The sequence below is a fragment of the Herbaspirillum chlorophenolicum genome (assembly GCF_001189955.1).
Lineage (GTDB): Bacteria > Pseudomonadota > Gammaproteobacteria > Burkholderiales > Burkholderiaceae_D > Herbaspirillum > Herbaspirillum chlorophenolicum.
The window spans coordinates 45,552-58,960 of record NZ_LFLT01000030.1; the positions used below are offsets into that span (position 1 = coordinate 45,552).

Sequence of the window (13,409 nt, forward strand, 5' to 3'; positions counted from 1 at the left end):
TTATTGGCGGGAAGAAAAGGCCGCGCATGCACCGGCGGCCTTTCTGTTTCAGCCCAGTTCTGCAAATGCCTTGGCGGCGGCTGCGATGGTGGCGTCAATGACCGCATCGTCGTGCTGCGCGGAGACGAAGCCGGCTTCGAACGCAGATGGCGCGAAGTAGATCCCGGCGTCCAGCATCTTGTGGAAGAAGCGGTTGAAGCTTTCCTTGTCGCCCTTCATCACTTCAGCGTAGCTGTCGGGCACCGAGGCGGCGAAATACAGGCCGAACATGCCGCCCACGGCATCGGCGGCGAAGGTGACGCCGGCTGCCTTGGCCGCTGCCGCCAGGCCGTCGGCCAGCTTTTGGGTCTGCGCGCCCAGCTTCTGGTAGAAGCCCGGCTGCTGGATGATCTTCAGCGTGGCCATGCCGGCCGCCACTGTCACCGGGTTGCCGGAGAGCGTGCCGGCCTGGTACACGCCGCCCAGCGGCGCCAGGTGCTTCATGATGTCGGCACGGCCGCCGAAGGCTGCCACCGGCAGGCCGCCGCCGATCACCTTGCCCAGCGCGGTCAGGTCCGGCTTGATGCCATTGAGCTCTTGCGCCCCACCCAGCGCCACGCGGAATCCCGACATCACTTCGTCGAAAATCAGGATGGCGCCGTACTCGGTGCACAGGCGGCGCATCGCCTGCAGGAATTCGTCGCTGGCGCGCACCAGGTTCATGTTGCCGGCCACCGGTTCCACGATCACGCAGGCGATCTCGTTGCCGGAGGCCTTGAAGGCTTCTTCCAGCTGCGCGGTGTTGTTGTAGTCCAGTACCAGCGTGTGCTTGGCGAAATCTTCCGGCACGCCCGCCGAGGTCGGGTTGCCGAAGGTCAGCAAGCCGCTGCCGGCCTTGACCAGCAGCGAGTCGCCGTGGCCGTGGTAGCAGCCTTCGAACTTCACGATCTTGTCGCGCTTGGTCGCGCCGCGCGCCAGGCGCAGCGCGCTCATGGTGGCTTCGGTGCCGCTGGACACCAGGCGGATCTGTTCGATCGAGGGCACCAGCTTGATGATTTCCTCGGCCATCTCGATTTCGGCCTCGGTCGGCGCACCGAAGGAAAGGCCGCGCGCGGCCGCTTCCGTCACGGCCTTGATGACGTCCAGATGGGCGTGGCCGACGATGGCCGGGCCCCAGGAACCGATGTAGTCGATGTAGCGGCGGCCTTCGGCATCCCAGAAATAGGGGCCGTCGGCGCGTTCGATGAAGCGCGGCGTGCCGCCGACCGAACGGAAGGCGCGCACTGGAGAGTTGACGCCGCCCGGCGTGGTTTTCTGGGCGCGGGCGAACAGGGATTCATTGCTAGTCTGGGACATATTCCTTACCGATTCAAATACTTAAATACGTTAGCTGGGGTTGCTGGGATCTTCTGCTTCGCGTGCCCAGAAGTAGCGGTCCGGCACCAGCTTGCCCATGCCGAAGCGCTGTGCGTTGGCCAGCGAGGCCAGGGTAAACTCCTGCGCTTCGGTGACCGCCTCAGGGATTTCGAGGCCGTTGGCCAGCATCGCCGCAATCGCGGCCGAAAGCGTGGAGCCGGCGCCGGTGAAGGAGCCCGGCAAGCGCTGCCAGGCATCCTGGCGTACCAGGCCGGACTCGTCGAAGAGGGTGTTGCCGATTTCTTGCAGATCGGTTTGCGTGTTGGTGACGAACAGGTATTCGCAGCCCATCTCGATAATGCGCATGGCATCGAGCATCAACGCTTCGCTGGGGGTAGGCTCACGCCAGGTTTCGGCCAGCCGCGTCAGTTCGGCCGCGGAAACCAGCATCAGCGTGGTTTGCGGCACCAGCAGCTCGCGGATGGCGATCAGGCGTTCTTCCTCTTCCTCCAGATTGGACAGCGAAGAGATAAATGGATCGAGGATCAGCGGCACGTCGGGATAATCCGAGACGATCTCGGCAATCGCCGAGATGTTCTCGATGCTGCCTACGGCGCCGACCTTGAAGGCGGCGACCGGCATGTCCTCGAGGATGACGCGCGCCTGGTCCGCCACCCAGTCGACTTCGATGATCTGCGCGTCTTCCACGCGGGCGGTATCCCCGATAAGCAGTGCCGTCACTACCGACAGGCCATGGCAGCCCATGGCTGCGAAGGTGGCGAGATCGGCCTGGATGCCTGTGGCGCCGACCGGGTCGGCCGCGCCGAAGGTCAGGATGAGAGGGGAGGTTTGGTTTTGCACGTCGAGTATATTAAGATAGCGCGTTTAGAACTCGTTTCATCAAGCTTTCGCAGAGCGGCTGTTTGACTTTTCATGGCTGCCGTTTCGGGGCTTGCCGGGGTTTCCCGATGAAGCGGGTTTCAAGCATTTTACTTGAATTGATTTGAGGGATAGTCAGCCGTGAGCAATAGCCAAACCGAATTCAAAACCTGGATGTGCCTGATCTGTGGTTGGATCTACGACGAGGAGGCAGGTCTGCCGGAAGAAGGGATCGCTCCTGGTACCCGCTGGGAGGAGGTTCCCATCAATTGGACCTGTCCCGAGTGCGGCGCGCGCAAGGAAGACTTCGAAATGGTCGAAATCTAAATTTTTTCCCCCTTCTCTATGCGGCGGCCTGTTTCTTCCCGCCAGCCGCCGCACATATCCCCCTGTTGTTCTCTTTTTTGCGCGTTTGATCTGGATCAAGCCGAGGCGCAATTTCCTTCGGGATTTTCATTGCCGGCGCCTGCTGCCAGCAATTTTCTTTTTCGGCAATCATTGTTTGCCACGGGGATTACCGCTTCTCGTATCAAACTTGTTTGTATGGAAACTTAATTTGCTGGAAGGCATCATTCCAGTGTTTTCAATAAAGCTGTGAAGTTGCTGCTGTTTCAGTGCTAGATGGGCTGGGCATTTGCTAAAGTGGCTCGATACGCTCCAACGATTTGCGGAAGAGAGAGATGGCGCCCTCGCTCCAGCCAGTGAAGAAAATCCTGATCGCCGACGATAGTCCGGCCGGGCAAGTGTTGGCCGCCGCCGGCTATCGGGTGTTGCCGGCCGCCGACGGGATCGAAGCGTTGGCCGTGCTGGACCGGGATGCGCCCGATATGCTCATGTGCGGCATCGCCTTGCCGCGCCTGGACGGCCTGAGCGCCTGTTTGCTGATTCGCCGCAATGCGCGGCATGCCAATTTGCCCATTGTCATGCTATCCGATGCCGAGGGGCTGTTCGACAGGGCGCGCTGCGCCATGGCCGGGGCAGATGCGTATCTGGCCAAGCCGTTTTCCGAAGAGGGATTGCTGCAAATTGTAAGAGCGTATGTCGATGGCGTCGATGGCGCCTGACCGGGGTTTGTCATTTCGTAGCCATGGGGGAAGCATGAGAATAAAAAAGGTACTCGTGGTCGACGATTCTCCGACTGACCGGTATGTGTTGAGTCATATTCTCGAAAAGAACGGCTTTTCCGTTGCCACGGCCGAGAGCGGTGAAGATGCCCTGCAAAAGATTCGCGAAGACAAGCCGCAACTGGTGCTGCTGGATGTGGTCATGCCCGGGAAGAACGGCTACCAGGTCACGCGCCAGATCACGCGCGACCCCAGCCTGAAGGATCTGCCGATCATGATGTGCAGCGTCAAGGCCCAGGAAACCGACCGTATCTGGGCGTTATGCCAGGGCGCGTGCGATTACATCGTCAAACCGGTCGATCCGGACGAATTACTGGCAAAGATCGGCGCTATCGAATGACAACGGGGCAGGACAATACCGGTTCCGGCGAAGCAGGCACACCGGCAGCGGGTGCCGCCGCCACGCCTGTGCAGGGGCTGGTCGAAGCCGGCAGGAAGGGCGGGGGGCTGCAGGCCTTCCAGGCTTCGCTGCTGGCCCGCATGGAGGCGGCCAGCAGCGAGGAATTGCAGGCCCGTCGGCTGGCGGTGACGATCGGGCAAGCCCATTGCCTGATCCGCCTGTCCGATGCCGGCGAGATCCTGCCGTTGTCCAGCTTGCCCGCACCGATGCGGGTTCCTTTGACTCAGCCCTGGTACCTGGGCCTGGTCAATCTCCGCGGCAATCTGGTCGGCATTGTCGATCTTGCCGTGTTGAGCGGGTGCGAAGCCCAAGCGCGTGAGCGCGATAGCCGCGTACTGGTGTTTTCTCCTGCGCTGGCGCCAAACTGTGGTTTGCTGTTGTCATCCGTGCTGGGTTTGCGGCATATCTCTGAAATGACGCAAATATCGAAAAATCACGATGCAAAAAATGAATTAATTGGGATTGTTGGGCGTTATAAAGACAAGGCTGGAATCGAGTGGAGTGAAATCGGTCTGGCGACGCTGCTGAAAGAGGCCGCTTTCTTGCATATCGGCCGGTAGCACGGCGGGGGGGGCTTGCGGCGGACTGCCGCAGCAAGGGATATGCCGATCTGACATTAAAAAGGAGCACCAGTCATGGCACTGAGTTTGCCGCGTCTGTCGAAAAAGCAAACACAAGCAGCCGGGAAGGAGCAGGAGAATGCCGCCGTGCCGCCATCGCGCCGGACCCGGCTGCCCTTGATCAACCGTTTTTCGCTGCGCAGTCAGACCCGTATTCTGCTGGGCCTGCTGGCATTGTCGCTGGCCAGCACCTTCTTTTTCTTGTGGCAAGGTTCGCGCAACTATATCCACGCCACATTCCAGACCCACATCGCCTCCGACCTGGTCATGCACTCGCAGCGCATCGGCAAGGCCGTGCCGAATGCCATCCAGGGCAACAAGGAGGCGTTCGCCCAACTCGCCGAAAGCCGTAACGAATTCAATCGGGACCTGGGCCTGCTGACGGCCGGCGGCTCTTACCAGGGCTACCGGATCAGCCTTCCCGATGCCGCGATGAAGCCGGTGCTGGGCGAAGTGCAAAAGATCTGGGAACACACCAACCGCGCTTCCGACACCATTCTCAAGCTGGAAAAGGAGCTGACCGGTTTCGGCGTCACCCTCAAGCGCCTCAACCTCTTGTTGCCGACCATGCTTGACCTGAGCGAGCAGATTTCCATGCTGCAGTCGCAAGGATCGGCCAGCCCGCGCGAAATGACCGCGGCCGGGCAACTGGTGCTGCTGACGCTGCGGCTGGGGCGCAGCGCCAATGAGTTCCTGACATCCGAAGGCGTCAATCCCGAAACCGCATTCCTGCTCGGCAAGGACGTCAATACCTTCCACGACATCATCGACGGTTTCTTGAACGGCAGTGAGCTGTTGCGCCTGAAACCGGTCTCCGACAAGGACACGCGCGACAAGCTGATTGAACTGGAAAAGGTCTTCGGGGAATACCAGCCGCAGGTGGCCGGCATCCTTGGCAACCTGCAGAATTTCATCGCCGCCAAGCAATCCGAGCAACTGGTCTTCCTTGAGAACGAGCTGCTGAAGAAGCATCTGACCATATTGCAGACCGACTATCGCATCGTCCAGGAGTCGCGCGGCTGGACGTTCTGGGCAATGCTGGCCGCGACGGTCTGCGCGCTGATCAGCGCCATCGGCATTGCGCTGGTACAGCTGCAAAACAGCCGCAACAATGCCGCCGATGCCGAAGCGCGGCGCCAGGAAGCCGAAGCGCAACGCCTGCTGGCGCAACAGCAGGAAGAAAAGGCCATGCGCACCAATGTCGCCAATCAGGCGGCCATCCTGCGCCTGATGAACGAATTGCAGAAGGTCGCCGATGGCGACCTGACGGTGCATACCACCGTATCGGAAGACATCACCGGCGCCATCGCCGATTCGGTCAATTACACGGTGGAGGCGCTGCGCGGCCTGGTGGGGCAGGTGACGCAGATGGCATCGAAAGTGGCAGCGTCGTCCGACCATGTGCGCAGCACCACTACCGAACTGGCCAGCGCGGCCCGCATGCAGGCGCGGCGTATCCAGGAAACCGGGCAATCCATGCTGGAGATGTCGATGCAGATCACCGACGTTTCCGTCTCTGCCAGCGAGTCGGCCGATGTGGCCCGCCATTCGGTGGTGGTAGCTGAGCGCGGGGCCAAGGCGGTGGAGGATGCGGTCAAGGCAATGAATGAAATCCGCGAGCAGATCCAGGAAACCTCCAAGCGCATCAAGCGGCTGGGCGAGTCCTCTCAAGTGATCGGTGAGATCACCGAACTGATTTCCGATATTACCGAACAGACCAACGTGCTGGCGCTCAATGCCGCCATCCAGGCCGCGTCGGCAGGCGAAGCCGGGCGCGGTTTCTCGGTGGTGGCGGAAGAGGTGCAGCGCCTGGCCGAGCGATCCAGCGCCGCTACGCGTGAAATCGGCGCTTTGGTGCGCATGATCCAGACCGATACCCACGATGCCGTGGCGGCGATGGAAAATTCCACTGCCGGCGTGGTGGAAGGAGCCGTGCTGTCGGATGCGGCCGGCGCCGCGCTGTCGGATATCCGCAGCGTTTCCAACCAATTGGCTGAACTGATTCAGGGCATGTCGCTGTCGACTGAGCAGCAGGCGATTTCGGCCAATGGCGTGGCGCAGAATATCCAGAGCATCCTGACCGAAAACGAAATCATCGAACAAAGCCGCGAGCAGGTCACTACCTTGTACAACGAACTGTGGGATGCGGCCCGGCAACTTGAAAGCTCGGTGTCACGCTTCCGCGTGACGGTGTCCTGAGCTTTTGCAGGCTGGAATCTTATCGATGGATGCCTCCATTGCCATTTCAACTGCCCCGGCCACCGGGCCGCAGCCGCGCGCGCAAATCTCGGACAATCTGAGGATGCTGGCGGCGACGTTGCATGATTCGCTCGACCAGCTTCTCACCAGCCTGAATGGTGCCGAAAGTGAAGCGCCGCCGGCGCAGCAGGCAGCGCTTGCGGCGGCCCGCTTGTCCGAGCTGACGCACGTGCTCACCTTGGCCGGAGCCGATGCCGCGGCGCGGCTGATGGCCATGGCGCATCGGCATTTGTTGCTGGCCGCCGAACAACATCCACTCGTCTGGCCTCCTGCCGATAGTGCCGCCGTCGTGCAGGCGCTGTGGAGCATGCACGATTATCTCGATGCCTTGCACGACAAGGACGGCAGCAGCGACATATGCGACTGGCCGCTGTTCACGGCCAGCCGGCGATTGCAATCTGCGCATGCCGATGCAGTCGATATCGAGGTTGCGGTACCCGTCAACGAGGATGAGCGCAGCACGGCGTTTGCACATGCCTTGGGCGAACTCGAGGCAGACCGAGGCTTCGATGTGACCCTGGCTGCCGTGCGGACGATGGAAGCCGCCTTGTCCAGTATGCCCGAACTGGCGCCGGCGCGGGCCTTCATCGGCCGCATTGCCGCCGGTGTCCAGCCGCTGGATACGCATGCGCTGTCGGTGCTGGCATCGCTGGCAGCCTTGCTGGCCGCGATGCACTCGGATCCTTCCAGCATCGTCTTGCGCACGGCCTTTGCCTTGCGCCGCATCGTTTTCCTGCAGGCGATGGCCGATGAAGAGGCATCGCGCAAGCAGCGGCCGGGCGAAGAACCGCAACAGATGCTCAAACTGATGTTCCTGGCTGACGAGTTGCTGGGAGTCTGGGACCATTGTGTCGGCATTGGCGGAGGCGCCGGACGTGTCGGTGCCGCTTGGCAGTGGTGCGAGATCGTATTGCGCGCCTTCGCGGTGAGCCGCAGGATCTGGCCGCGCCTGCGTGTCCCGGGCGTTTCGGGTTTTCTGGCAGCGTTGAGCCGGTTGGCCCTGGATCTGGCGATGTCGCCGCGTACCGATGGCCGCGATCGGGAGGTGAGCAGTTGCCTGATCTTCTTCGACGAAGGCCTGCGCCGCCGCATCCACAACGAGGAGGATTTCATCGGGCAGGTCGATTGCATCGTCGACCATCTTGCCATGCTCGCCCGTGGAGAAACCGAGCCGGAGCCTTTCCCTTGGTTCTCGCGTGAATTGCGCTCAGACATGGCGCGTCGGATGCAGGGTGTGGTGGAACGCAAAATACAAGGCAAGCTCGCCGGCATCGAACAAGCGCTGGAGACATTGTGGTCGCCGGACTACCCGCAGGCAGTACCGGTAGCGGGAGATGACCCGGAAGAGAGCGATGCCGCTTCCGGCGCCACACTGGCAGCCCTGATGGCGGACATCAACACCGATTTTGCCAAGATCGAGGGGCTGGCGGCCCAACTGCGATCGGTTGAAATACGTGAGCTGGCGCGGACGTTGCGCATCCAGGCAGTGGCCCGCTTGCCCGACACCTTGCGTGTGCCGGATGGCGATTTGCAGGCGCAGCGGCGCGGTGATGCATTGCGCGCGGTGATGGTGCGCGACATCGCCCTCCTGGGGCAGTTGATTGCGCAGGCATGCAGATCCCCATTCAATCACTGGGATCAGCGCCAGGATGAAAAGATGGTGGCCCCGGCCGACCCGGCGCTGGTTGCCGATATCCGGCGCGTACTCGACCAGGAGGGAGGCGAGCCTGTACCGTCCGATCCGACGGCGCCTGCCTCGGGCCATTTCGCGCAGGATGCCCTTGGCGAGTGGCAGCCGCAGGAGCGCGACCAGGAGATGATCGAGATCTTCCTGATCGAGGCGCGCCAGATGCTCGACAGTTTGCGGGAGGATTTGCCCAGGCTCGCAGGCGCATCTGCCGATGCGGAATTGCTGGCAAGCGTGCGCCGCTGCTTCCATACCTTCAAGGGCAGCGGACGCATGGTTGGACTGGTGGCGCTTTCCGATGCGGCGCACGCAGTGGAAATCCTGCTCAACGCCTGCCTTACCGAAGCGCGCGCGACCGGGTGCGTAGCGCTGGCGCAGCCGGTTCTGACGCTGCTGGAAAACAGCCGCTTGTTGTTGGAAGAATGGATCGGGGATCTCTCCACGCAAGGCGGCTCGTGCCGTACCGCGCCGTCACTGGTCGCCGCGGCGCTGGTGTTGCGCAAGAATGTGGTGGCAGCGGAGCCGGCAGCGCATGAAAATAAGATCGCCCCTGCGACGCCGCAATTGCAGGTGGACACTGTCGCCGCTGCCCCGCCGGTATTCGTACCTGCCGTTGCCCGGCCGGAAGAGCCTTCTTCCGATGCCGCCAATGCCGATCCCCAGTTGCGCGATATTTATCTGAACGAGGCCCGCCAACTGTTCAAGACCTTGCGCCAGCATGGCAGCAGTTGGCGCGCCAAGGCAAACAGCGGCCTGATTGTGCCGGCGCCGCCCTTGTTCATGCGCGCCATCCATACCTTGCGCGGTTGCAGCGCTGCGGCCGGATTTGCCGGCATGCAGCAATTGGCAGGCTTGCTCGATGACTTGCTGGAACAGATCAAGGCTGCCGCGACCGGGCTCGACGGCAACCAACTGGCGACGGTGGAACGCGCGGTCGATGCCATGAACGCCATGCAGGATCAGTACCGGCAGGGCACCCTGCCGGCGGCGCCGGTGCCGGAGAGCGAAGCACTATCGGCACTACTGCAGCATTTCCGCCAGCCGCATGCGAGCGCAAATGCCGCAGGTGTACCCGGCCCTATGCCAGATGTAGCTGCGACCTCACACGTCATTGGCAATGAAGCCGGCGAGCTGCGCGACGAAATCGACCACGACCTGCTGCCGGTCTTTCTGGAAGAGGGCCAGGATCTGCTGGCCGCGGTGGGCGAGGGATTGCATCGCTTCCAGCGCGACTCCTCCGATAGCGCGGCCATCTCCGAATTGCAGCGGCCGTTGCATACCGTCAAGGGCAGTGCGCGCATGGCCGGCGCCTTGCGCCTGGGGCATCTGATGCATGAACTGGAAAGCGGCGTCCAGCGCATGCTGCGCAAGGAAGAAGGGCCGGATGCCGTGGCCGGTTTGCTGGCGCTATACGACCAGGCGCTCAAGCAGTTCGAAGCCTTGGAACAATTGAGCGCGCTGGGTGCCGGCGATGGCGCATCCGCGCCGTTGCAGCGCCTGTCCGAGAGCGAACGTAAGCTGGCTTCGCCGCTGGTGCGCATCAAGGTCAGCGCGCTCGACAAATTGCTTAACCAGGTGGGTGAAGTGTCGATCGCGCGCTCGCAGCTGGAGAATGAAGTCGAGGCGCTGCACAAGAGCGCACAAGAACTGGCGGAGAACATCGCCAAGTTGTCGGCGCAGTTGCGCGACGTGGAAATCCAGGCGGAGATCCAGATGGCCGCTTCCCATCAGGCCAGCGGCGAAAGCATGCACTTCGACCCGTTGGAACTCGACCGCTTTACGTACCTGCAGGAACTCACGCGCATGATGGCCGAGAACGTCAACGACGCGGCTTCACTGCAAAAGCAATTGATCGATTCCGCCGGCAAGACACAGGAAGGCTTGAGGCGGCAAGGACGCCTGACGCGCGAGTTGCAGCAGGAACTGATGTACACCCGCATGGTGAAATTCAAGAGCCTGGAGCAGCGCTTGCATCATCTGGTGCGGCAGTTGGGCAATGAAACCGGCAAGGCGCTGGCATTGGAGATCGGCGGCGGCGACGTTGAACTGGACCGCGGCATTCTGGAACGGATGATCGGGCCCTTCGAGCACCTGTTGCGTAATGCCGCCGTGCATGGCATCGAGGCCGGCGCCGAACGTGCCGCAGCGGGCAAGCAGGCGGCCGGCCGGCTCAGTGTGCAGGCCGCGCAGGAGGGCAGCGAAGCCATTATCCGCATCGCCGACGACGGCCGCGGCCTGGACCTGGCCGCGATCCGCAGCAAGGGAGCGGCGCAGGGGCTGATCAGCGAAGACGCCGCGCTGGGCGATGCGCGGGTGAGCGAATTGATCTTCGAACCCGGCTTTACCACCGCGTCGGAAGTGTCGACCCTGGCCGGGCGTGGCGTGGGCATGGATGTCGTGCGCTCCGAAGTGACGGCGCTGGGCGGGCGCGTCACGGTGGAGTCGCAGGCCGGCGCAGGCGTGCATTTCACGATCCACTTGCCATTGTCGCTGGCCGTCAAGCAGGTCTGCCTGTTGCGGCAGGGCGAGCAAACCTACGCGATTCCATCGATGCTGATCGATAAGGTAGTGCAGCTGCGCGGCAAGGAGATGCGGCAGGCGCTGGACGAAGAAGCGTTGCCCGAAGGCGGGCGCATGGTGGTGCTGCATCCGTTGGACCGGCTGCTCGACGAGCCGCGGGCAGACAGCAGCTTGCCGCAGCTATCGAGCTACGTCCTGTTCGTCAAGGGCGGCAACGAACTGGTGGCGATTCTGGTGGACCAGGTGCTGGGCAACCGGGAAGTAGTTGCCAAGCCGCTTGGGCCGCAGCTCGACACCCTGGTCGGTGTGGTCGGCGCCACCGTGCTGGGCAACGGCGAGATCGCCTTGATCATCAACCCGCTGCTGCTGGCGCGCCGTACCGGCATTCGCAGGCTGGCAAGCCGGCCTGCTGAAATCGCGCCGCGCGTCGAACAGAAGATGGTGATGGTCGTCGATGACTCGCTCACCGTGCGCAAGGTGATGCAGCGTCTGCTGGCACGCGAAGGCTATGCGGTGGCGACTGCAACTGACGGCTATGACGCTATCCGCCAGTTGCACGACCTGACTCCGGACATCTTCCTGGTCGATATCGAGATGCCGCGCATGGATGGCTATACCCTGGTGCGCCACCTGCGCGACAACGAGTCCACACGCAGCAAGCCCATCATCATGATCACTTCCCGCACCGGCGCCAAGCACCGCGAGCGCGCGATGGAAGTCGGGGTCAACCATTACATGGGCAAGCCTTACCAGGACGAGCAACTGCTGGAACTGATCAGGCATTTCACCAGCGATGCCAGCGGACGTGCGGAAGATGACTTCAGTGATGTCTTGTATTAGAACTTGTTCAGAATTTCCCCGGGGCCGTCCAAACGGCCCTTCAGGCGGTCTGCGGCGTTGCAAAGCCTCGCGGGGCCACCGGCCCGGCTGCGTTTTGCGCCTTGCATCCCATCCTGAATGACCATTTGTCCGATTCCCGGGAAATCCTGAACAGGTTCTTAGACCCTGTCCACATTCCATCTGCGAGATGCACGGCTTCCAGAAGGTGGAGGCAAGGCACAATTCACGCTGATGCCATGCCCGGCGTAAAATGACGCGTTTGGGTATCGCCATATGGCGCTGCCCCGAATCCGTTACGAGGCCAGAAAATCAATTCCACGTCCGTCTCGATCATGCCGGTACCGGCGTACCACGTCTACAGCTACGGAGCGGTTTAACGCGGATTGTCGTTGCGGTCGCGCTCGCGAGGGGCGCGCCGCATCGTCCAGCGGAAGCCGATGCTAAAGACGAGGCCGAGCAGGCCGAGGAACAGCAACAGGTCGTCAAGCACAATGGGTCCTTGGGAAAAGGGCCCGCATGGCGCGGGCGTTGTGGATGGCTTCACTGTATGCGCCCGGTGCCCGCTACGCCAATATCAAATGGGGCGAGGCGCCATCTCAAAACGATATGGAGACTCTGGAGGAGACATGATTTCATTCCGGCAGCTCAGGTACTTCGTCGAAATCGTCGAAGCTGGCGGCTATACGCGCGCGGCGGAACGCCTGTTCATTGCGCAATCGGCACTGAGCCGGCAAATCAAGGAATTGGAAGGCAGCCTCGACGTGGTATTGCTGCGGCGCGACGCCAAGCAGTTCGAGCTCACCGATGCCGGGCAGGATTTCTACGAACGCAGCCGCAAGATCCTGCTCGACATCGACCGCGCCGTCGCCCAGGCGCGCACCATCGGCAAGGGCGAGCATGGCGCGTTGCGCCTGCTGCATTCCAGTTCGGTGCCCCTGTCGGCGCCGCTGGGGCCGACCTTGAACGAAGTGCTCAAGGCCTTTCCCGGCATTTCCCTGGAGATATCGCAGGCGCCTTCCGAATACCAGGCGCGCGAAATCGACGAGGGCAGTGCCGACATCGGCTTGGCGCGCCTGCCCATCCTGCGCAAGCATCCGAATCTGGAAAGCGCGGTACTGTACCGCGAGCGGCTGGTGGCGGCGGTGCCGGCCACACATCCACTGGCGCAGCGCGACCAGGTGGAAATCGCGGAACTGCGCGAGGAGCATTTCGTCACGGTGCCGCACCGCGACCGCGGTGGGCTGAGCTACCTGGTGGCCGAGCGCTGCATCGCGCATGGTTTCTATCCGCGCGTGGCGCGCGCGACCTCGCGCAAGAATTCACTCCTGAGCCTGGTCAATGCCGGCTTCGGCATCGCCGTGGTGCCGCAGAGCATGGCCAGCATTTCGCTGGCGGCGGGCGTGAGTTTTCCGGCGGTGAAGGATGCCGATTTCTATTCGGAGGTGGCGCTGCTATGGCGGCGCGATGCGCCGGCCATGGTGAACCAGTTCGTGCAGGCCTTCATCGAGGGCCTGAGAGCAACGGGTTTGCCCGCGCCGGAAGGGGGCTAGGGCCCAATTCCAGCGCGGTTGATCGGACAAGAATTCAGGCGCCGGTCGCAACCGGGCGCTTGGCATCCGAGCTCCATTCGCTCCATGAACCCGGATACAGGCGGGCGCCGCCGAGGCCCCCCACCTCCCGCGCCCGCAGGGTGTGGCAAGCGGGCACCCCCGGGCCGCCCAGCACCACCCCACCATAGCGGTAGC

10 protein-coding genes and 1 pseudogene are annotated in these 13,409 nt (G+C 62.5%); 7 read left to right on the plus strand and 4 right to left on the minus strand.

What is annotated here, in order from left to right:
* Positions 1-48: 48 nt before the first annotated feature.
* Both hemL and thiD read right to left on the minus strand, forming a co-directional pair.
* Entirely contained in the window at positions 49-1,335 is a 1,287-nt protein-coding gene (hemL, locus tag AKL28_RS17180) for a glutamate-1-semialdehyde 2,1-aminomutase (RefSeq protein WP_050469373.1), read from the minus strand.
* 30 nt (positions 1,336-1,365) lie between these two features.
* The gene (gene thiD, locus AKL28_RS17185) at positions 1,366-2,196 is read right to left on the minus strand and encodes a bifunctional hydroxymethylpyrimidine kinase/phosphomethylpyrimidine kinase (protein ID WP_050469374.1); all 831 of its coding nucleotides are present in this window, start codon (positions 2,194-2,196) and stop codon (positions 1,366-1,368) included.
* A 192-nt stretch (positions 2,197-2,388) separates the two neighbouring features.
* On the opposite strand from thiD, the gene AKL28_RS17190 reads away from it, so the two are divergent.
* A complete protein-coding gene (locus AKL28_RS17190) occupies positions 2,389-2,541 on the plus strand; it encodes a rubredoxin (protein ID WP_050469386.1) in 153 nt (50 codons plus the stop codon).
* Positions 2,542-2,557: 16 nt separating this feature from the next.
* On the opposite strand, the gene AKL28_RS24535 is transcribed toward AKL28_RS17190, so the two are convergent.
* Positions 2,558-2,713 carry a hypothetical protein gene (locus AKL28_RS24535; protein ID WP_156226382.1) on the minus strand — a complete coding sequence of 52 codons (156 nt, stop codon included), beginning with the start codon at positions 2,711-2,713 and terminating at the stop codon, positions 2,558-2,560.
* 181 nt (positions 2,714-2,894) lie between these two features.
* Between AKL28_RS24535 and AKL28_RS17195 the strand changes: the two genes are divergently transcribed.
* The 6 genes from AKL28_RS17195 (at position 2,895) to AKL28_RS17220 (ending at position 13,214) form a co-directional block, all read left to right on the plus strand.
* Positions 2,895-3,278 carry a response regulator gene (locus AKL28_RS17195; protein WP_050469375.1) on the plus strand — a complete coding sequence of 128 codons (384 nt, stop codon included), beginning with the start codon at positions 2,895-2,897 and terminating at the stop codon, positions 3,276-3,278.
* Between the two features lie 34 nt (positions 3,279-3,312).
* Complete coding sequence (locus tag AKL28_RS17200; protein ID WP_050469376.1) at positions 3,313-3,678, plus strand: response regulator; 366 nt, start codon at positions 3,313-3,315, stop codon at positions 3,676-3,678.
* A complete protein-coding gene (locus AKL28_RS17205) occupies positions 3,675-4,298 on the plus strand; it encodes a chemotaxis protein CheW (RefSeq protein ID WP_050469377.1) in 624 nt (207 codons plus the stop codon). Before AKL28_RS17200 ends, AKL28_RS17205 begins: the two co-directional genes overlap by 4 nt.
* A 75-nt stretch (positions 4,299-4,373) precedes the next feature.
* The gene (locus tag AKL28_RS17210; RefSeq protein ID WP_050469378.1) at positions 4,374-6,557 is read left to right on the plus strand and encodes a methyl-accepting chemotaxis protein; all 2,184 of its coding nucleotides are present in this window, start codon (positions 4,374-4,376) and stop codon (positions 6,555-6,557) included.
* A gap of 25 nt (positions 6,558-6,582) precedes the next feature.
* A complete protein-coding gene (locus AKL28_RS17215; RefSeq protein WP_050469379.1) occupies positions 6,583-11,664 on the plus strand; it encodes a hybrid sensor histidine kinase/response regulator in 5,082 nt (1,693 codons plus the stop codon).
* 626 nt (positions 11,665-12,290) lie between these two features.
* Positions 12,291-13,214: a LysR family transcriptional regulator gene (locus AKL28_RS17220; RefSeq protein WP_050469380.1), complete on the plus strand. Its 924-nt coding sequence runs from the start codon at positions 12,291-12,293 to the stop codon at positions 13,212-13,214.
* 34 nt (positions 13,215-13,248) lie between these two features.
* On the opposite strand, the pseudogene AKL28_RS25105 reads toward AKL28_RS17220, so the two are convergent.
* Positions 13,249-13,409, minus strand: a pseudogene (locus tag AKL28_RS25105) (sulfurtransferase); the annotation flags it as partial.